This is a genomic window from Niastella sp. sgz303648, assembly GCF_059587045.1.
Genome location: NZ_JCAPSW010000003.1, coordinates 414,718 through 435,355, shown reverse-complemented (window position 1 = coordinate 435,355; position 20,638 = coordinate 414,718). Strand labels below are relative to the sequence as shown.

The window sequence follows — 20,638 nt, the reverse complement described above, 5'->3', positions numbered from 1 at the left end:
CGAATATTTACACAACGTCGTTAATCCATTTTAACATATCGTCGTGAATTTTTCCGTTTGAGGCGGCAATATGTGGCTGATACGGGGAATAGGGATTGCCTGCAAAATCGGTCACTTTGCCACCGGCTTCTTCAACCATTAAAAATCCCGCAGCGCTGTCCCAGGCCTGTAGCTTGTGTTCGTAAAAACCATCGAACCGGCCGGCGGCCACCCAGCAAAGGTCCATTGCAGCCGATCCGAGCCGGCGCACCGGAACACCCGCACGAATAAAACGCGAAAACGCTTCGAGCGGTCCGTTTGGCTGATTAATATAAGTATAGGGAAAACCTGTTACCAGGCAGCTTTTCAACACGTCTTTTTCGGCACTTACCGAAATGCGTTCGCCGTTGAGGGTAGCGCCCTGGCCTTTCTCGGCAAAATAATATTCTTTCAGAAAAGGGTTCAGAACAACGCCCATAATCATGGTGCCATTGTATTCAAGACCAATAGAAACACAACAAAGAGGAATACCATGGGCGTAATTCACCGTGCCGTCGATCGGGTCGATGATCCATTTATATTGACTGTCCATTATTATTTCGCCCACTTCTTCGCTCATAATAAAATGGTCGGGAAATTGCTGTTTAATGGAATCAATGATCGCTTTTTCAGAGGCGTGATCAGCTTCGGTAACCAGGTTGTTAATACCTTCCTTATTGCTGATCATCAGATTTTTTGAATTAAAATAGTGCTGCAGCACTTTGGCGCCTGCTTCGGTGGCGTTTATTAGTGTTTCTTTTAACATGGCGCAAAGATAAGGGTGTAACGGCACAAGGGGAGAAGGCACAGAGGGCAGGCACATGGACCAGGCACAGAGTACAATGATAAGGCATACCCAGGTGGCGAATGGCTCATCCCTGCACTAGGGCCGGGGAAAACAAGGCTCAGGGAATAGAAAAGAACAAGGTTGCCTCAATTGCCAATTCGGTTTAGGAAAGAGGACGCCGGATTCAGGTTACAAGTTTCAGGGTACAGGTTGCAGGAGAAACTATCAGGCAGTTGAGTATAAATGATTTGAAATGAGGGTTGCCGGAAAAATACAGAAACAAAATTAAAATACGGGAAAACCTGCATCCTGCAACCTGTAACCTGTAACTTTATAAGTGATTCTGTGCGTATTTTGCAGTACAATTATGTTGCTATCCGTCATTATTGTTAACTATAATGTGAAGTATTTTCTTGAGCAATGTTTGTGCTCGGTACGAAAAGCCATAGGAGAAATGGCCGTGGCAACAGGCGAACGCAATGTTGAAGTGCTGGTGATAGATAATCAATCGGCCGACGGCAGCATTGAGTACCTGCAACCCCGGTTTCCATTTGTTCAGTTTATAAAAAATTCAACCAATCAGGGTTTTTCAAAAGCCAATAACAACGGCTTAAAAAAAGCAACCGGCAAGTACGTGTTGTTTTTGAACCCCGATACCATTTTACCCGAAGATGCATTTACAAAATGTATAGCATTTATGGAAGCGCATCCCGACGCGGGCGCATTGGGCGTGCAAATGATCGACGGCGCCGGGCAATATTTAAAAGAATCAAAAAGGGGCTTTCCTTCGATGTGGGTATCATTTTGTAAAATGAGCGGATTAACCGCCTGGTTCCCTTCTTCGAAAATTTTCGCCCGATACTACATGGGGCATTTGAGCCACCAGCAGGTGCAAAAGGTTGATATTTTATCAGGGGCTTTTATGATGGCAAAAAAAGCTGCCCTTGATAAATCAGGTGGTTTCGACGAACAGTTTTTTATGTATGGCGAAGACATTGATCTGAGCTACCGGCTGCAACAAACAGGACTTACCAATTATTACTTCCCCGATTGTACCATCATCCATTTTAAGGGCGAGAGTACCCGTAAAGACAGTAAGTATGTAAAATTATTTTATAAGGCCATGGTGCAGTTTGTGCAAAAGCACTTTCATGGCGAACTGGCCTGGCTGTATACAGGATTGCTGGAAGCCGTAATATGGATGCGTGCCGCTATAACGGTGGTAAGCAGAGAGCATGAATCGCGATCGATAAAATACGAGGGCACACCAACATTTTTTTTAGCCGGCGATGAAAGAAGCAGCAACGAAGTACGCTCAGTAATATCTTCTTTTCCCAATTATACCTTAACATCAAACCCCGAGCAGGCAAAAGAATGGATCTTTTGTGAAGGGGCTTCTTTTTCATTTGAACAAATTATTGAACAATTAAAGCATTGTCCCGACTGGTTAAAACCATTTATTCATGCCAGCGGCACCTATACCATAGTGGGCAGTCATAGAAGAGAACAGCGTGGGTATGCGATCGTTATGGATTAACCAGCCTGTTTCAGATAATCAATCGGGTTTAGGTACCACATCTTTTTCCATCCCTGTTTTGAACGATCAACACGCCAGGGAAGCGGCAACATCGACGAAATGGAATAATGCAGATGCGATGGTTTACCAGCGGCATTACCTGTATTGCCAACAGTTCCTATTGCTGATCCCGAATACACAAAGCTTAGGGTAGAAGTTTTTATTTCTTTCAAATGCGCATAATAATGGAACCGCCACTTTGGTCCCAGTACAAGGGCTACATTGCCACCACGACCATACTTACCGGTGTAAATTACAAGTCCCGGTGTTGATGCCTGTACGTCAGTTCCTGACCGCGCAAAAATATCAACGCCTTTATGTGTAACTGATTTTCCCCATGGATAAAACCAAAACGAGTTATCACTGTAACTGTTTTGAGTAGCTCCTTTAACCGGCATAATAAAATGCTGCGGTATACAATAGCCAATGATAATAATAACTGCGGTTATTATCAATGCATAGCGGACCCTTTTTTTAAACTTCATAATAGCGGCGGCTTGCATTAAAATATTCATTCAGGAACTGATTTGCAAGAAGCGATATGGTATAAAAAAGTTAAATATCCAAAAATACGTATTTAAGCAAACCTGCACGGGGGCTGAACTTTGCAACAGTACTGGGGAAGTTATTTTTGGAGGTAACATAAAATTTATATAACTCTAACGGATATTTGTTATATTTGGATACACGCACTTAAACCTTATTCATATGAGAAAAACAGCTACACTCCTATTTATTATCTCCTGTTATCAACCTTCCTGCAATAAGCCTCCCGGTAACTACGATTGCGGCTATTGAACCATTTAAAGCGTAGGTGAAATCTTAATTCCTGTATAAGGCGGCAGCTTTTTAATGCTATGCTTTATGCAACAGGGATCTTCATGCTATTACCTAATTTTTAAACTATCATTTTTATGCGAAGAAAAATGTACTATTTTCTCATTTCTTTACTATTAACTACCACTGCTTCTTTCGCCCGGCAGTGGGTGGGAAGTTCTACTACCACCGGTGACATTTCCCGCGATGGTAATGTGGGCATTGGAACACCAAGCCCGCAGGCGAAATTAGATGTAAACGGATTGTATTATTTAAATCGCCCTCCATTGCTGGTAGATCAGCTGAGTACGCTTGGCATACCCAGTGGTTCTTATTTGGGAATTGCACCCACTAATTTGTCATCTGCGAACAATAGCTATATGCTGTTTAGCTTTCCTACCAATAATGCATTCAGAATAGGAACAAATTACGACGGTCATTTAACCAACGGCTATTACAGGGATATAGAATTGGGACGATATCTCGGAGATCCTTACATGATTATTAAAGATGGCGGCAATGTGGGTATTGGAACCACAAGCCCGCAGGCGAAATTAGATGTAGCGGGGCAGGCATTATTGTTATCGGGCGATCACAGAATATATATTAACGAATTCACCGCATTTGATCCACTGAGGGCCGGGTTACGCAATAATCAGGGGCATCTTGTTATAAATGCTAAAGACGGAGGCATACTTTATTTAAATAGGGATGTGAATGCAGAAACAAGAATTCAAAGTACTATAGGCGCTAATACTATAGATATTGCGGTATTTAAAAGCAATGGAACAGTAGGCATCGGCACCGATAATACAGGTTCTTTCAAACTCGCAGTAGAAGGCAAAATTGGTGCCCGCGAAGTTCGGGTAACCAGCGCCAGCCCATGGCCCGATTATGTTTTTAATAAAAAGTATGAATTGAAAAATTTGTACAGCCTTGAATCTTACATCACGCAAAACAAACATCTCCCCAATATTCCTTCGGCACAGGAAGTAAAAGACAATGGCATTGAACTGGGCAAAATGAATACAAAACTGCTCGAAAAAATTGAAGAGCTCACCCTGTACATCATCGACCTGAACAAAAAGATCGACAAGCTCGAAAAGCAGGTGAACAAAGAGTAATTAACTAATTAATAAACATATAAACCTTGAGTATGAAAAAGCTAAACATGCTTTTAATTGCTTTATCCGTTGCTTGTTTTGCCAATGCCCAATGGACCACAAGCGGCAATGACATTTACAATACCAACACCGGCAATGTAGGAATCGGAACCAGCACACCAGGCGTAAAACTTGATGTGGTGGGCACTATCCGATCATCGGGCTTAGCACTTTATAATAACTGGGATAATGTGCTAACCAGTTATGATAACGGAAATACATATCCATTAATTGGCACTTACCGGGGATGGGATACCAAAGGCGTGTATATAGCCGCATATAATGCCGGAAACGCGACAGCTTCAGGATATGCTACCACTACGGAACGGATATATCTTGGGAACCCGACTTTCAACAGCAACTATCTTTCGGTTAATTTATTAAACGGTAGTGTTGGAATTGGAACTGCCAGCACCGGATCATTTCGGCTGGCCGTTGAAGGTAAAATCGGCGCCCGCGAAGTTCGGGTAACCAGCGCCAGCCCATGGCCCGATTATGTATTCAGCCGCTCGTACAAACTGCCCAATCTTACCACTGTAGAAGATTACATAAAGAAGAACAGTCACCTGCCCGAAATGCCCTCAGCACAGGAAGTAAAAGATAATGGTATTGAGTTAGGGCAAATGAATGCAAAGCTGCTGCAAAAGATCGAAGAGCTTACGTTGTATGTTATTGATCTGAAAAAAGAAATTGATCAGTTAAAAAAAGAACGACACTAACATAAACTCACATTCATTTTATAACACAAAAACCAAAAACCATGACAAAGAAAATTTTTCAACTTACAATTTGTTTATTAATTGTTGCAACCTCATTTGCACAACAATGGTCGGGCAGCAACACTACTGCAGGGCAAATTACACGCGAAGGCATTGTTTATATCAATAGCGAAACCAGTGGATTTGTCGTTGATGCCGCTAATTTTCAACGAACCGGCTTTATGAAATATTTCGGTAAATACGCCGGTATCTGGAGAGATCCGGAGGCACAATTTGAAATTGGACGAGTGAGTGGAGGCTCCATACTTTCACCAACAGGGTATACCACCGATATGTTTTTTTCCGGAAACGGAAATATTGGAATCGGAACCACAGCTCCCGGTTCGTTCAAACTGGCTGTAGAAGGCACAATCGGCGCCCGCGAAGTTCGTGTAACCAGCGCCAACCCATGGCCCGATTATGTGTTTACAAAAAACTACAAATTAAAAAGCCTTGTAACACTGGAAGATTATATAAGCCGCAATCATCGCCTGCCCAATATGCCTTCGGCTGAAGAAGTAAAAAATAACGGCATTGAATTAGGCGCCATGAATAAACAGGTGGTTGAAAAGATAGAAGAGCTAACGTTATACATCATTGATCTGAGCAAAAAGATAGAAAAACTGGAGAAAGATAATGCAGACCTGCGTAATCAGTTAAAAAAATAAACAATTTAACTTATGCAACACAAAATAAAATATCTGCTTATAATAGGGATAGCTGTTTTCGTATGCACACAAAAAAGCTATTCACAAAAAAGCCTGGTGAGCCGGCAGGTAGATAAAAATACATTTGCCCGGAAGATACCCGGTAAAGAAGGCGTTATTCCGTACTTGCAGCAACGTTCAAAAAACGGCGTTGTGAATGTATACGAGTTCAATGCCGATGCTTTACAGGACAAGGCTTTTTTTCTAAACATATTCCCCGGCGAATCAATAAAAGTTATTCAAAAAAAGATTGATAAAAGAAGTGAAAATAATTTTACCTGGTATGGTGTAATAAACGGGGCCAATGGTCAGGAGGGGTCAATTGCCATGGTATATTTAAATGGCGAATTATCGGGCAACCTGAATTACAAAGCCGGTAATTATGCGATTAACCCGTTGGGTAAAGGTGCATTTTCGTTGTATGAAATAGATTTTAAACGTGCTCCTGTTGACGATGATGCCCCGGGTATGATGGATTCGCACAAAAAAATCAATACTACAGGCGAAACCTCAACACAGGCAGCAGCTGCTTCGGCCTGTGCTTTGCGGGTATTGGTAGCTTTTACTCCTTCTGCGGAAAGCGCTATAAAAAACAGTCTTGGCTATAGCAGTCTTACGCAATTTGCATTACAGGCGGTTGCAGAATCCAATCAGGCATACCTGAACAGTTCAGCAAACGTTTACATGGAACTCGCTTCTTCGGTTCGGGTGAGCTATACTGAATCGGGTGATTTTGGAACCGATCTAACAAGGTTCAGGACAACCGCAGATGGATATATGGACGAAATTCATACTTACAGAAACCTGTATGCCGCTGATGTAAGCGTTTTGATCATCAATAATACTTCTTACTGCGGTCTTGCATCAACCATACTGGCAAATGCATCCACTGCTTTTAGTGCGGTACATTACGATTGTACCCTCGGATATTATAGTTTCTCTCATGAAATTGGTCACTTACAGGGGCTGCGCCATAATCCTGAAGTGGATGGCTCTACCAGTCCGTATGCATATGGCCACGGCTATGTTTATTCGGCCGGCGGCTGGCGAACTATTATGGCCTATAATTACAATGGTGAAACGCGTGTTCAATATTTTTCGAACCCCGGTGTATATTATGGTGGTGTAGCCATGGGTACTGCCGCTACGCATAATAATGCCCGGGTTTTAAATGAAACCAGTGCAACCATTAACGGTTTCAGAACAGCTTCTTCTTCTGTATCGATCAATAGCTCGGGAGCCGTTATTAATGATGAATCATCTGATGCTATCGCTACCAGTGAAGTGGTTTTGCAGGATGGATTTGAGGCAACAGGTAATTCTGAGTTTTCGGCCCGAATTATAAGTTGTACAGGCACATCTGATGCTGCTGATAATTTGGACCCGATAGTTGCAAACGATAACGGATTGTATGATGGGCGGAGTGTATTAGCTGTTTATCCTACCATAACCAGCGGGCCTGTTCATATAACTACCGATAACGGCCGGTTGAACAACGCCGAAATAATGGTGACCGATAATTCGGGCCGTGTTGTTGTGCAATCGGCAAGCAATGCAGGAAATAAGATGGTGACGTTGCAGTTAGGTCATCTTCCCAATGGCATTTACTTTATTCAGGTAAAGCAGGCTGAAAAAGTAATTACCCGCAAAGTGATTGTTAATCATTAAGCAATATCCTGGGTATATAATAAGAGCCGCCTGCGAGGGCGGCTTTTATATTTTTTAATATGTGCTTTGGAGTTATACTAACTGCACACTCATTGTTTAATTCTACACACATATTGTATTTTTCTGCGCGAATAACAACTTAAACAAAATGTTTACTTTCTTCTTAGTAGGTTTAGCCGGTAATAATCAAAATCCTTTAATTTATTTTTCATGAACCTATTAAAGAAAATCTCATTAGTATTTTTTTCATTTTTGCTATTAGCAGGTTGTAAAAAAACTGAATTTGACACAACCGGTACGCTCGTAATTAACTTTAGAGACCTTCCTGATTGTTATTCACTTTATACCGAATCGTCTTATGCTACAACTCATGTACCATTATACCAAAGGTCCGGATCATCGGCATATCGTCCGGCAGATATTAAAGTTACCGTGAATGGTAACAGTGTAACTTTTGAAGGATTGTTGTATGGGAACTACATTTTAGACGTCTGTCCTTATAGCAATATTTTACTGGTACAGGTGGTTGCTGGCGGTACTAAAACCTATTCATTTTAGCATTTCCCAAATAAACATTTTTCAAAGAGTCGCCCCCAACGGCGGCTTTTTTCTTTTTCCCGGCCCCGCATACCCCAAACTTTGCAAAATATACAATATATGAAGCCAAAAAGCTTAATTTTGATACTGCCTGACCAAACGGGCATTTAATTAATGGCCCTAATTGATATCTCGTTACCCCGGTCGGTTGCCCGAGCGTTGCGATTGCCTGCCAAATCTCCCAAGAGGCAACAGATCAGGGTGCTAAAGAAATTGCTGAAAAAAGCCCGTTTTACCGAATTCGGTCAAAAATACCGGTTCGACGAAATTTTATTGAGTAAACACGCGGGCAAAAAATTCCAGCAACTTGTTCCCACATATGATTACAATAAGATTTATGCAGAATGGTGGCATAAAACACTGGAGGGAAGAAGGGACATTTGCTGGCCTGGTAAAATCAAATATTTTGCGCTCAGCTCCGGAACCTCCGAAGCTGCCAGTAAATATCTACCCATTACCAATGATCTGATGCGCGGTAACCGCATCGTTATGATCAAACAGTTGTTATCCTTACGTACTTACCATGATATTCCCGTAAAAAGTATCGGCAAAGGCTGGCTAATGCTGGGCGGTAGTACCGACCTGCAAAAAGGCCCCGGCTATTACGCCGGCGACCTCAGTGGAATAACCGCTAAAAAAGTACCATTCTGGTTTTCGCCTTTTTATAAACCGGGTAAAAAAATTGCCCGCACCCGCGACTGGAACAGTAAAATAGAAGCCATTGTTGAAGAAGCGCCCAATTGGGATATCGGTTTTGTAGTAGGCGTTCCGGCCTGGATTCAGATGTGTATGGAAAAAATTATTGAGCGTTACCAGCTCAATACCATACACGATATGTGGCCAAACCTCGCTTTTTTTGTACATGGAGGCGTGTCTTTTGAGCCGTATAAGAAAGGATTTAATAAACTGGTGGCCAAACCGTTAACTTTTATCGAAACCTATCTGGCTTCGGAAGGTTTCATTGCCTACCAGGACCGCCAGCACGCCAAAGGCATGAAGCTGGCCCTGAACGACCATATTTTCTTTGAATTTGTTCCTTTTAACGATGCCAATTTTGACGCAGATGGCAACCTGGTCGAAAATCCCGAAGCACTGATGATTCACCAGGTCGAAGAAGGAAGAGACTACGCCATTTTGTTAAGCACTACCGCCGGCGCCTGGCGCTATCTGATAGGCGATACCGTTCGGTTTGTTGATAAAGAACGCTGCGAAATTATTATCACCGGCCGCACCAAACACTTCCTGAGCCTTGTGGGCGAGCACCTGAGCGTTGATAATATGAACAAGGCCATTAAACAGGCCAGTGAAGAAATGAATGTAGATATTCCCGAATACACGGTAGCCGGCGTTCCACACGGACTGTTTTTTGCCCATGAATGGTGGATAGCCAGCGATGATGTGATTGATGCCGATCTTTTACGACAGAAGATCGACACGCATTTGAAAGAACTGAACGACGACTATGCAGTAGAAAGAAACAGCGCATTAAAAGAAGTATATGTAAATGTGTTGCCCGTTTCGAAGTTCATGGAGTTTATGCATCTGAAAGGTAAAATTGGTGGACAGCATAAGTTTCCGCGTGTTATGAAGGGTAAGATGTTTGAAGACTGGACAAAGTTTGTTGAAACAGGCACTGTTTCGCAACCAGCGTAATAATTTTTAGATTTTGGGATTTTTAGATTGTAAAACAAGCAGGCTTATAAAATCAAAAATTCCCAAAAATTCCGAAATCCCAAAATTCCCCGTCATGTTTTCCTACCTTGCGGGCACAAAAATTAAATCAGGAAGTATTTTAAGGCAATTAGCATGTGGCAAGCCATAATAAGTGGGTTAACATTGGGTTGTATTCTTGCACTCTCTGTAGGGCCCGTAATCTTTACCATTATAAAGCAAAGTTTGAATAACGGACATACCGGCGGGTTTAGTTTTGTTGCCGGTGTGTGGTTGAGCGATATTATTCTGGTGGTGATAAGCAATGCTTTTTCGGCCCTGGTAACCGAACTGCTCGAGTACAAAAATATTATCGGCTACATTGGCAGCATTTTTCTGGTAGGAGTTGGTGTTTTTTATCTTTTCTTTAAAAAAGTTACTCTCAAAACCGATGCCGATGGCAACATGGCTCGCTTTCGCAAGCGCGATATGGCTAAAATTCTTTCCAGTGGTTTTTTTCTGAATACCTTAAATCCCAGTGTTTTTATTTTTTGGCTGGGTGCGGCCACGGCTTTTTCCAAATACAGTTTCAACCAACGGCTACTCATTTTTTCGGTTTGTCTTGCAGTGAATATTGCTGCAGATATTTTTAAGGTAATGCTGGCCGGTAAACTGCGTACAAAACTAACGCTGCATAATATTTCTTTAATTAATAAGATATCGGGCGTTATACTCGTGGGCTTTGGCATTGCTCTTTTTTACGGCACTTATTTTCTGGTCGATAAAGTGAGTTCGTGAATGCTTCGCCCGCTGTAGCTTAAGCGTAAGCGGGGTCAATGGTGAATTGGCATTTTTATTTCACGTTTCACGATTCACGTTTGCCGCCTTTAACATTTCATTAGTTCTATTACACCAAGGTGCTCTGTAACTTGTTGTCGAATGAAGCAATATTTACTTTTTATACTGCTATTATCAATTACACAGGTAACCTTATCGCAACAGTCGGATTTTATTGTATTGAAAAAACGGAATAACCGCACCTTAAAAACGTATTATCCCGGCGAATTTATTTCGGCAGTTACTTATGGCGGATTTAATATAAACGGATTTATTAAAGATATTCGTCATGATTCAGTGATCATTCTTCAGCAGGAACGGAAATTAATGGCTACCGATTTTGGGTCAACGCTCGATACCATGGCCTATACCATTGCATTTGATTACCACGAAATAAAAACCTTTCATTTTACCAGTCAATATACCTGGGGTCGAAAAAGAGGATTTGCAGAGATAACGCTGCCCAAACTGATGATGCTCGGCGGGGCCGGATATGTAGCGCTTGAGCTGATCAATACTGCTTATCGCAAAGAGTCGATCAGCGCCAATAATAAACTCCCCTCACTGGGCATAGCGGCTGGTGTTGCCGCCACAGGTTTTGCCATTTCTTATTTTCAAAACCGCGCCGATAAGGCAGGGGGAAAATATAAGGTGGTTTATGTAAAAAGCAGGAATTAAGGCACAAGGTACTTTTGAAAGGTACAAGCCACAAGGAACAAGGCACAAGGTCTTGGTGTTCGATCAGGGTTACTATTCTTTGCCCTCGAAGACTTGTACCTTGAAGCTTGCTTCTTGTGCCTTGGAACTTGTACCTTAAACTTTTATCTTGCAGACCAAAGCAGTTCCCTACTCATGTCAACTAAAGCGAAAGATAAAGCCCTTCGAATATGGCGAATTGTAAAACGGGTTTTCATCTTTCTTTTTTTATTCCAATTATTCTATATCCTTCTGTTGAGGTGGGTCGATCCTCCATTTACATTAACTCAGTTAGGAAGCCTGTTTACCGGCTATGGTTTGAAAAGGGATTATGTGGCTATGAAAGACATTTCGCCTTATGCCCGGTTGTCGTTTATTGCGGCTGAAGACCAGTTGTTTCCCGATCACAACGGGTTCGACTGGAAGAGCATAAATAAGGCCATGGAGTACAATAAAAGAAAGCCGAACCGCATTAAAGGCGCATCTACCATCAGCCAGCAGGTAGCAAAAAATGTATTTCTGTGGCAGGGACGCAGCTGGTTTCGAAAAGCGCTCGAGGTGTATTTTACCTTTATGATCGAACTGGTATGGGGCAAAAAACGTATCATGGAAATGTACCTGAACGTTTCGGAAATGGGCCCCGGTATATTTGGTATTGAAGCCGCCTCGCAGAAGTACTTTAAAAAGCCAGCTAAAAAATTAACCCGCCAGGAATCGGCTATGATTGCCTCCTGTATGCCTAATCCAAAAAAGTATACAGTAAAACCTATGTCGAGGTATGTAGCCAACCGCTACCCCTGGGTTATGAAGCAAATGGCTTATTTGCAGAACGACCCCGATATACAACGGATACTTCAGTAATTAACCTGTTTTTTAAAAATGCCCCCGATTAAATGGTTTGATGGCTTAATTGTTCGATGGTTATCAAACCTAAAATTTAAAAAGGTTGCAAATTAGTAACCTGTTGGTAATTCGGCTCCCCAACAATCAAACCATTCAACTATCTATCTCTATTGCACATTAAATGCAAACTCAGTACTGTTGATCGTTGGAAACCCATCGATGCAACTTCCTATGCATAACCTCGCTGCATAATCGCCGGCCGGCAGCGAATACGATACATTGATGGTGAGTTGCAGATTTTTAGCGGTTAACTGCTGAACAGTGGCGCCTGTATTGATAAACGTTTTTACATCATCGTTCTGGTAAATGGCTAACCAAATGGGTGTTTTGCTGTAGGTTGGTTGTTGAAAAAGTACACTATAGCTGGCAGGGGTGGTAACTTTTGTATTCAACTGAATAGTGCGCTCCTGTAAAATGGAGCTGTTGATGTCGAAAAACAGTACCCTCGAAAAAGAATAAAAGCCCTTTTTTATTCCGTCGGCAGGGAAGGCCCAGCCGAAGGGTTTAAATAAGTTTTTATAGAAATCATTTTCTTCGGGAACATCCATATAAATCGTTTTGCCGATGAGCGAATCTTCGATCGGCCACATATTAAAATTATTCCGGCGATAATAGGGCGAGTTCATCGATAAAGCCGGCCGTCCTGTATAAAACCAGTACTTGGAAGCCTGTTGATAAGTATCCATGAACACAACCGGTAAATTGCCTGCTTTTTGATGCAATGCGCTTGTCCATTGACGGTTGTCATGAAACTCATTTCTTTGTATCCATGAAACCGTAGGGAACCACGACATAAGATAAAGCCGAACAACAAGCACCATCAGCAAGGTAACCGGTAAGCTCCTGTACAACCACTTTTGCAGCTGATAATTTTTAATGAGGTAACGATGGCTTAGTACCATTAACGGAATGAACGCGGCTACTGTCCAGTTGGCCTCTACCCGGCCCTTTAACGTACTTAACAGAAATGCGGCATAAATACCTATCAGGGAATATTGCAGGGCCCGTTCAGAAGGAGTACCCGGGCGATACCTGAAAGCCGCCCACAATAAAAACCATCCCATTACAGGGCCGGCAAATGCAATTTGCCCAAATACATATTCGGTGGTAAAAGCAAATTTGTAATTCGATGCATTGCGTTCGAACAAATGATATTGAACCGAAGGAAAATTATGTACGTATTGCCAGTACAGATGCGGTGTAAATATCAACAGGCAAACTCCTGCAGCCACATAAGCATAGCGCTTTGCAAGTAATCCGGGATTCGATAACAAAGTAAAACCTATAACCAGCACACCGTGATATTTGCTATATAACATACAGGCCATGCATACGCCCAGCAACAGAGCGTTTACAAGATTCATTTTTTTCAGAAAGCGTTGGTATAACCAAAAGAATAGCGATACAAAAAATAATAAAGGAATATCGGGCGCTGCCAGTATGCCTCCTATCTGCGCTACGGCAATCGAAACAGCCACCGCATAAAACAGCTTATCGTCTTTTTTTTGTGTAAGAAGTTGTACTATAAAAATAGTGGCTGTATTCAGCAACACCATCATAATGCGAACACCCAGTTCGTTGGGAAAAATGGCGTAACCGGCTTTTATTAGCGCGGCTACCATAGGCGGATGATCAAAATAACCCCAGTCTAAAAAACGTGAATAGATCCAGTAATATGCCTCATCGTCGATCAACTCGGTCGTGGCTGCCTGAATGATATTTATTAAACACCAGCCAACATAAAATAACACGCGACGATTTTTCAGCAGATCGTTTTGCATACAACAACAACATGCAAAAGTAAAAAGAGTTCTAATGCCCAAATAAATCATCAACCGATTTGATGGCGTTTTGTAACCGCTCATCATTATTTCCTGATATGCTTACCCAGGGAACCGGTTGATTTTTCATGATGTTTTCATAAATGGTATACAGTTTTTCACGGCTGACCAGATCAGGATATTCACGTAGCTCATCCTTTACCCACGGCAGGTCGATATTACATAACAGGTAAAGGTCATATTTTCTTTTTTTAATCTGATCGATAATATAACTATGGCATTTGCCAAAAACGAATTCGCACCATACTTTCATTACATATTGATCGGTATCAATGAATATCAGGGGTGAGCGGCTTTTTTCGGTAATACTTTCTTCCAGTGCCACCTGTCCTTTGGCAATGGTGAGCAAATCGTCGTAGTGATATTGAATGCCGTGTTGCAGCAGGTATTCGCGGGCATACTCGGGCACCCAGTTGGTGTTATAGTGTTTGGCCAACTGTTCGCACAACGTACTTTTGCCTGTTGATTCAGGACCTATGACAACTACTTTTTTCATTTCACACTTTTATTGAAGTACTCCCTGCCTGTTGTGATATAATTTCCGTGCGCGCTTTTGCCATTCAATCAATCCGAATACGGCCATTACAAGCAAAATAAAATAAAACACACTGGTGAATACATATTGTTTAACAAAGTACAGGGGGATTGAGGCAATATTGGTAGCGATCCACCAGTACCAGCTTTCGACTTTCTTTTTTGCCATTAGCCACATGCCGGTATATGCGGTTGCCGATGCAAATGCATCGGCCCAGGGAATGGTAGCCGATAAAAACGCCTGCTTAAGCCAGGTTAACGCACTGAATATTAAAACATAAAAAATAGCGCAAAACAATAATTGTTGTACCCATTCCCGCGCGGTAGAATACTTTATAGTTACTACGTAGTGTTGCTGCTGGTCTTTTTTAAGCCATAACACCCACCCGTAAATGCTCATAATGGTATAATACAGGTTCACGCTGGCTTCGCCATACAAATGCCCCTGCATACTTAGAAATATATAAATGACGGTGCTGATAAGCCCCACCGGGTACACCCATATATTTTCAATTCGTGAAAACCACACACTGGCAATGCCTGCAAAAACGGCAATGTATTCGGGCCAGGTGGTATTGCGCATGCCTTCAACAAATTGATGTATTATTTCCTGATAAGTCATTGTATAAAAATGCAAGATAATTCGAAACACAATACAATTACAGCAACACTGTTTTGTACACTTTGGTTGTACTTTCCGATATTTGAACACAAATACATTTAGCTTGAGCTTTTTTACAAATAAAACGGTGTGGATAACAGGGGCGTCTTCAGGCATTGGAGAAGCGCTCGCTTATGAACTGGCGCAGCAGGGCGCCAAACTCATTATTTCGGCCCGCCGCGAAGAGGAGTTAAAACGGGTGCAGCAACAGGCCGGTAAAACCGATATATACATTTTGCCCCTTGATCTTGAAGCTGCTGCTTCGTTTTCAGTAAAAGTGCAAGAGGCTATTGATGCCTATGGCCATATTGATATCATGATACATAATGGGGGTATTAGTCAGAGGGGGCTTGCAATAGAAACATTGCCCCAGGTGCAGCGCAGAGTAATGGAGGTTGATTATTTTAGTTACATTGAACTTACCCGGCTATTGTTAGTACACTGGCAGCAACGCAGGTCGGGCCACGTGGTGGTGATCAGCAGTGTTATGGGAAAAGTGGGCACGCCATTGCGGTCGGCTTATGCGGCCGCCAAACATGCCCTGCATGGTTTTTTCGATTGCCTTCGTACCGAAGTATGGAAAGATAATATTAAGGTTACCCTTATTATGCCGGGCTACGTTCGTACACAGGTGTCGTTAAATGCGGTTACAGCTTCGGGTGAAAAGCTGAACCAGCTGGGAAAAAACATTGGACATGGCTATCCGGCCGATAAAACGGCCAGGCAGATATTAAAAGCCGTTGAAAAAGGGAAAAATGAGAAGTATGTGGGAAGGCCTTTTTCGCAGGAATGGATGGCTATTCATGTAATGCGATTGTTTCCTACCCTTGCGTTTCGCATATTCCGGAAGGCGGTACCGCAATAGAACGGTTATTTTTCACAATACTTTTTCAGGTTATTCAGTCCCTCGGTGAACTGGCGGTTGAGGTTTTTGTGAATCATGTAACCCAGTAGCCTGCCTGTGGGATAAGGCAGCATACCAAAGTCCTGCCAGGTAACTTTTGTTTCGCCGTTACCCCACTCTTCAAACAGCCAGTTGTCGCGGGCGGTTCCTTTCCAGGGCCTGATAAATTCAAGTTCAAAATGAACATGCTTATCATCTATATCGCGCAGGGTTAAACTGCCTTCTCCGATTTTTTTCCCTTTCCACGAATATTTATGACCGGGTCTTTTAGGTAAGCCGGTAATATTGCTTTGGCTGTTGGTTTCTTTTTGCTGCCAGGGATTCCATTGCGCATAGTTATGCAGGTCGGCTACTTTATCTATCACAAAATCGCATGGTTTTTGAATAATGGCCGATTTTTCAATAAAGTAGCCGTTCGGTAAAAATAAAGCTATGAAAAGTAGCAACACTATGATCACTACCAATGCACTAAGAATATACAGAAAGGTCATAAACCCGCTGTTTTGCTGAATTTACTGCATTCCTGCAACACAGCCAAGTACGTTTATTAAATTACCATGTTCCATTTTAAAAATCGAACCGGATGCTGGCGGTTGTATAAAAAAGATTGTCGGCTTTTTGCGTAGATGTGCCGTCGGCAGTAACTACATTTTGCGGCAAAACGTAAGCTGGTGTGATAATTATATTCATTTTGCCAATGCCATACACCACAGGACAGGAAAGCTCATACGACATTACGCTGAAACGGCTGCTGTTTTGCGTAACCTGTTGCTGCGATACCGGCAAAATCAGAAACTTTTTTTCTTCGAGATAAGTTTTACTAAAACGCTGTGTGCCAAAATAACCATAGGCCGAAGGGGTGATTACAATTACGCCTTTGCCCACCGGATCGATCCTGAAAGCATGGTCGAGCCCGCCATATGCGCCAAAATCGGTTTGATTGCTGAACTTTGCATCGGCGCCGGCATGAATATTAATAACATGATTGATGTTCGATAAATTTATACCGGCCTGCTCTTTCACTACCGATTGCACCAGGCTAACATCGGCATTGTAAAAAAAGCGTGCGCCGAATATATTTCCATTAAGGCTGCCTTTTTTATTTTTAAATCTATAGCCGGCTTCGAGCGTGGTAGCGGCATAGGTGGTGGCTGTTGCATTATTTATGAAGATGAAATTCGAAAACACATACAACCCGTTCTTTAAACTGATGCCTGCAAACGGATATATGCCCTGGCTTTTTAAACTATCGGTACGGCCATAATAATTGAGTGAAGAATTAAAGGTAGCGCCTGCAGTGAACGTTATTTTCTTTTGGGTGCCAGTTGAATCAACAGATTGTGCATGCAACAAAGTTCCAATAAATAATAATTGCAAAAGGGTGATTACTTTTTTCATACAAACTGATTGTTTTTCAGATTGAATTACCAGTGCAGTGCAACACTGTTTTAAGTTTGGCAGTTTGCAATGCAGCAATTATAACTGCCACTGCAAACTGCCAACTGAGAATTATTGGTGTATTAAAATCTTATGAGAAAATTACAAGGCGTACTACTGTTTACCAGCTTTAGCGGCGGTTTCGCTTTTTACTTCGGTCGAAGTAGAGGCGCTTGCGCTTGTATTTGAAGCGGTTTCTTTAACTGATTTGGCAGCGCCTTCAGTAGTTGATTTTACCTTGTTTGCCGTTTGCTTTGTTTTGTCAACAGCCACCTGTTTTGTTTGCTGTACTTTTTCAATGGCAGCACCGCTTGCCTGTTCGCCTGCCTGAGTATTTGAACTACCATTTACCTGTACCTGACCGTTTGAACCGGCCGAAGCGCCAACTGTATTACCACTGTTAAGAGTAGTTGCTTTTGTAGCTGTACTGTTTTGCACATCTGCACCAATACCCGCATTCACGCTGGTATTTTTTGTTGCATCAACAGCGGTTGAGCCGGTTTGTGAAACGCCTTTTTTTACAGAAGAAGTTGTGGTGGATGCTACATTTTTTGTGGTGTTCACGGCTTTTTGCGAAGTGCTTTGTACATGTGTATGAGCCGACTGAACAGCCGATGTGGCGCCGCCGGTGCCTACACTGGTGGCCGAATGCACAGTGGCAGAAGTAGTGGCGCCCAGGTTGATCTGCGCTTTTGAGGCGGTGGCTAAAAGAGCGGCTGTTGCTGTGGTAATAAACATGATGTGTACTTTCATAAAACGTGTTTTTTAGTTAATTAAATAGTCGTTTTTTATGGTTATGAAAAAGGTTGCCCGTATAACGCAAATGATGCGTTACAACAAATCAGTGCCATTAAATTTTTAGCTGATCAGATAAGGAACGAGCCCATAGGCTGTTCTACTGTGGTAGTGTGCTTTTGACAGGGATGAACCGTTTGGGTTTAACGAGCCCCGACTACGGGTCGGGATTATTCGGCATACCTGGTCGGGAACGTGCTGGTTTTCAACAAATGACCATTCCCGGGTTCATCCTTTTTAACTTTTCAACTTTATCAGCTCATCAACCCCCTTCTTCAAATAAGCACAAAAAAAAGACCTTCCCTTTTGGGGAAGGTTTAACACGTAGTAAAAAAAGCTAATATTAAATGTTATTCAGCTTCGGCAACAACTTCTTTCACTTCGGGGATCATACGCTTCATCATGCCTTCGATACCGGCCTTTAAAGTGATCATCGACGACGGACAACCGCTGCACGAACCCTGTAACATCAGGTTCACTACCCCTTCGCTATAGCTTTTAAACTGAATAGCGCCGCCATCCATTTCAACAGCAGGCTTTACATAATTTTCGAGCAATTCCTTAATGCGTTTTACCACATCATCGTCATCGGCGGCAACAGCATTGCTGCTTTCGGGTATAATAGTGGCAATTTCTTCTTCATTGATCACTACTTTTCCTTCTTCGAGGTATTCTTTCAAAAACTGGCGAATGGTAGGAATTACATCGTTCCATTCGGTTTCGGCCGTTTTGGTGAGCGTTACAAAATTGCTTGCGATAAAAACGGCTTTTATAAAAGGGAAACCAAATAATTCGGTAGCAAGTGGCGAAGCTTTGGCATTTTCCACATCCGGAAAATCAATGCTTTTGCCCGGATATAATAACTTGTTGGCCACAAATTTCATTGTCTCCGGGTTAGGCGTCATTTCAGTATAAATACTAATGACAGGATTTCCTGTTTTAATCATTTTACTTTCCTTCGTTTTATTGAATACAAAAATAACAAATGCCCGTTGCAATTGTTTCTTATTTTGGAAAATCTGTGAATCCGCCTTCGGCGGATGCATACATTAAACCATTTCTGTTGCGATCAATGATCACAATCATCATCGTGGGCATGGTTGTGTACACGGCAGGCCCTGAAATTAATATAATGGGCCGATACAATGAACAAAACGGCAAAAGGCAGGATCCAGATCTGGTATTGATGCCATATTTGCTTGGCAATCAGGCCGGTAAAACCAATTGAAAAAACAATAATGGGGATGGTGCTATGGTGATGTTTTTTATATCCGTGGCGCAGGGAATATACGCCGACGCCAAAGGCCAGGAAGATCATAAAATATTCAAACCCCTGATTTTCAATAATATTTATGCCTAAAATAGGCAAACTGGATAAAAGAAGGGGCAATACAGCACAATGAATAGCGCAGGCCAGTGAAGCCGCCACACCCATCGCATCCCAGTTTACTCTAAAATTCATTGCCCGAAGATAAGAAGTAATTTTTCAGGCATGCAACTTTGTTGCAAAAAAATTCGTTATAAATAAAATTACTTGCCGGGGTAAATGGTCGCCGTACCTTTGATTTTCGATTTTACGATTTCGATTGTTGGATTTTGAGATTTGATTTTTGAAATTTTTACATGATATGCGCCGGAAACTGATTTTTTATATTTCTTTTTTTGTTGTGTTGGTAATTGGGTTTTATGTAGCACTTACACAGGTTATACCGGGATACGGCGAGGTAAAGCTGCCAATAATGAACCATGTTCAGCCGTTTCGCTTTACTAACCAGGATGGAAAAACAGTAACAGAAAGAGATGTTGAAGGGAAAGTGTATGTGGCAGAATACTTTTTTACCACCTGCCCAAGTATATGCCCCATGCTCAATACCAACATGATGAAAATTTATGAGGCGTATAAGAATGAGCCCGGTTTTGTAATAGTTTCCCATACGGTTGACCCCGATCGCGATAATGTGGCCCGCCTGAAATGGTATGCCGATTCAATGCATGTAGATACACAGCACTGGATGTTTTTAACAGGGCGTAAAGACAGTCTTTACATGGCTGCCCGCAACAGCTACCTGTTAGATGATCCGCAAAACAACCTGCGGAATATAAACGAACAGTTTTTACATACCCAGTTCTTTGCCCTGGTTGATAAAAGTGGCCGGGTTAGAAAAATTTACGATGGATTAAAGAAAGACGAACTGGAAGAATTAAAGAAAGATATAACACGATTATTAAAGGAACATAATTCCGGCCAGCGCTTTTCGAACAATATGTTTGGCAGTTAAGCCGCTGGTGT

21 protein-coding genes are annotated in these 20,638 nt (G+C 42.2%); 11 read left to right on the top strand and 10 right to left on the bottom strand.

The features are described 5' to 3' along the window. Window positions 1-7: 7 nt before the first annotated feature. A complete protein-coding gene (locus tag AC59IL_RS10680) occupies window positions 8-784 on the bottom strand; it encodes an inositol monophosphatase family protein (protein ID WP_496552110.1) in 777 nt (258 codons plus the stop codon). Window positions 785-1,172: 388 nt separating this feature from the next. Between AC59IL_RS10680 and AC59IL_RS10675 the strand changes: the two genes are divergently transcribed. Continuing rightward, window positions 1,173-2,342, top strand: a complete 1,170-nt coding sequence (locus tag AC59IL_RS10675) for a glycosyltransferase family 2 protein (protein ID WP_496552109.1) — start codon at window positions 1,173-1,175, stop codon at window positions 2,340-2,342. Here AC59IL_RS10675 and AC59IL_RS10670 read toward each other — a convergent pair. Further along, window positions 2,339-2,896: a M23 family metallopeptidase gene (locus AC59IL_RS10670; RefSeq protein WP_496552108.1), complete on the bottom strand. Its 558-nt coding sequence runs from the start codon at window positions 2,894-2,896 to the stop codon at window positions 2,339-2,341. The genes AC59IL_RS10675 and AC59IL_RS10670 overlap by 4 nt on opposite strands. A 399-nt stretch (window positions 2,897-3,295) precedes the next feature. On the opposite strand from AC59IL_RS10670, the gene AC59IL_RS10665 reads away from it, so the two are divergent. The 8 genes from AC59IL_RS10665 (at window position 3,296) to mtgA (ending at window position 12,134) form a co-directional block, all read left to right on the top strand. Continuing rightward, entirely contained in the window at window positions 3,296-4,321 is a 1,026-nt protein-coding gene (locus AC59IL_RS10665) for a hypothetical protein (protein ID WP_496552107.1), read from the top strand. Window positions 4,322-4,353: 32 nt separating this feature from the next. Continuing rightward, a complete protein-coding gene (locus AC59IL_RS10660; RefSeq protein ID WP_496552106.1) occupies window positions 4,354-5,079 on the top strand; it encodes a hypothetical protein in 726 nt (241 codons plus the stop codon). Window positions 5,080-5,120: 41 nt separating this feature from the next. Beyond that, window positions 5,121-5,786, top strand: coding sequence for a hypothetical protein (locus tag AC59IL_RS10655; RefSeq protein ID WP_496552105.1), 666 nt, complete (start codon window positions 5,121-5,123; stop codon window positions 5,784-5,786). Window positions 5,787-5,798: 12 nt separating this feature from the next. Next, the gene (locus AC59IL_RS10650; RefSeq protein ID WP_496552104.1) at window positions 5,799-7,493 is read left to right on the top strand and encodes a zinc-dependent metalloprotease; all 1,695 of its coding nucleotides are present in this window, start codon (window positions 5,799-5,801) and stop codon (window positions 7,491-7,493) included. Between the two features lie 711 nt (window positions 7,494-8,204). Next, on the top strand, window positions 8,205-9,743 hold the full coding sequence (locus tag AC59IL_RS10645) for a GH3 family acyl-acid amido synthetase (protein WP_496552103.1): 1,539 nt from the start codon (window positions 8,205-8,207) through the stop codon (window positions 9,741-9,743). A gap of 153 nt (window positions 9,744-9,896) precedes the next feature. Further along, a complete protein-coding gene (locus AC59IL_RS10640) occupies window positions 9,897-10,538 on the top strand; it encodes a LysE family translocator (protein WP_496552102.1) in 642 nt (213 codons plus the stop codon). Between the two features lie 141 nt (window positions 10,539-10,679). Then, window positions 10,680-11,255 carry a hypothetical protein gene (locus tag AC59IL_RS10635; RefSeq protein ID WP_496552101.1) on the top strand — a complete coding sequence of 192 codons (576 nt, stop codon included), beginning with the start codon at window positions 10,680-10,682 and terminating at the stop codon, window positions 11,253-11,255. A gap of 174 nt (window positions 11,256-11,429) precedes the next feature. Further along, window positions 11,430-12,134, top strand: coding sequence for a monofunctional biosynthetic peptidoglycan transglycosylase (mtgA, locus tag AC59IL_RS10630; protein ID WP_496552100.1), 705 nt, complete (start codon window positions 11,430-11,432; stop codon window positions 12,132-12,134). Between the two features lie 149 nt (window positions 12,135-12,283). Here mtgA and AC59IL_RS10625 read toward each other — a convergent pair whose 3' ends face one another. From AC59IL_RS10625 to pnuC, 3 genes are read right to left on the bottom strand one after another with little or no spacing between them, the layout of a single operon-like run. After that, window positions 12,284-13,957 (bottom strand): ArnT family glycosyltransferase, encoded by a 1,674-nt coding sequence (locus AC59IL_RS10625; RefSeq protein WP_496552099.1) that lies wholly within the window; start codon window positions 13,955-13,957, stop codon window positions 12,284-12,286. A 31-nt stretch (window positions 13,958-13,988) separates the two neighbouring features. Continuing rightward, complete coding sequence (locus AC59IL_RS10620; RefSeq protein WP_496552098.1) at window positions 13,989-14,513, bottom strand: AAA family ATPase; 525 nt, start codon at window positions 14,511-14,513, stop codon at window positions 13,989-13,991. 9 nt (window positions 14,514-14,522) lie between these two features. Continuing rightward, window positions 14,523-15,173, bottom strand: a complete 651-nt coding sequence (gene pnuC, locus AC59IL_RS10615; RefSeq protein ID WP_496552097.1) for a nicotinamide riboside transporter PnuC — start codon at window positions 15,171-15,173, stop codon at window positions 14,523-14,525. A gap of 103 nt (window positions 15,174-15,276) precedes the next feature. Between pnuC and AC59IL_RS10610 the strand changes: the two genes are divergently transcribed. Beyond that, complete coding sequence (locus AC59IL_RS10610) at window positions 15,277-16,077, top strand: SDR family oxidoreductase (protein WP_496552096.1); 801 nt, start codon at window positions 15,277-15,279, stop codon at window positions 16,075-16,077. A gap of 5 nt (window positions 16,078-16,082) precedes the next feature. Here the strand turns inward: AC59IL_RS10610 and AC59IL_RS10605 are convergent, their stop codons facing one another. The 5 genes from AC59IL_RS10605 to AC59IL_RS10585 all read right to left on the bottom strand — a co-directional run bounded on the left by AC59IL_RS10605 (window position 16,083) and on the right by AC59IL_RS10585 (window position 19,810). Further along, the gene (locus AC59IL_RS10605; RefSeq protein ID WP_496552095.1) at window positions 16,083-16,607 is read right to left on the bottom strand and encodes an SRPBCC family protein; all 525 of its coding nucleotides are present in this window, start codon (window positions 16,605-16,607) and stop codon (window positions 16,083-16,085) included. Window positions 16,608-16,683: 76 nt separating this feature from the next. Beyond that, window positions 16,684-17,514: a hypothetical protein gene (locus AC59IL_RS10600; RefSeq protein WP_496552094.1), complete on the bottom strand. Its 831-nt coding sequence runs from the start codon at window positions 17,512-17,514 to the stop codon at window positions 16,684-16,686. 153 nt (window positions 17,515-17,667) lie between these two features. Further along, complete coding sequence (locus AC59IL_RS10595; RefSeq protein WP_496552093.1) at window positions 17,668-18,306, bottom strand: hypothetical protein; 639 nt, start codon at window positions 18,304-18,306, stop codon at window positions 17,668-17,670. Between the two features lie 392 nt (window positions 18,307-18,698). Continuing rightward, window positions 18,699-19,295, bottom strand: a complete 597-nt coding sequence (locus AC59IL_RS10590; protein ID WP_496552092.1) for a NifU family protein — start codon at window positions 19,293-19,295, stop codon at window positions 18,699-18,701. A gap of 122 nt (window positions 19,296-19,417) precedes the next feature. Next, a complete protein-coding gene (locus tag AC59IL_RS10585) occupies window positions 19,418-19,810 on the bottom strand; it encodes a MerC domain-containing protein (protein WP_496552091.1) in 393 nt (130 codons plus the stop codon). A gap of 166 nt (window positions 19,811-19,976) precedes the next feature. Between AC59IL_RS10585 and AC59IL_RS10580 the strand changes: the two genes are divergently transcribed. Further along, window positions 19,977-20,627, top strand: coding sequence for an SCO family protein (locus tag AC59IL_RS10580; protein WP_496552090.1), 651 nt, complete (start codon window positions 19,977-19,979; stop codon window positions 20,625-20,627). Window positions 20,628-20,638 lie beyond the last annotated feature (11 nt).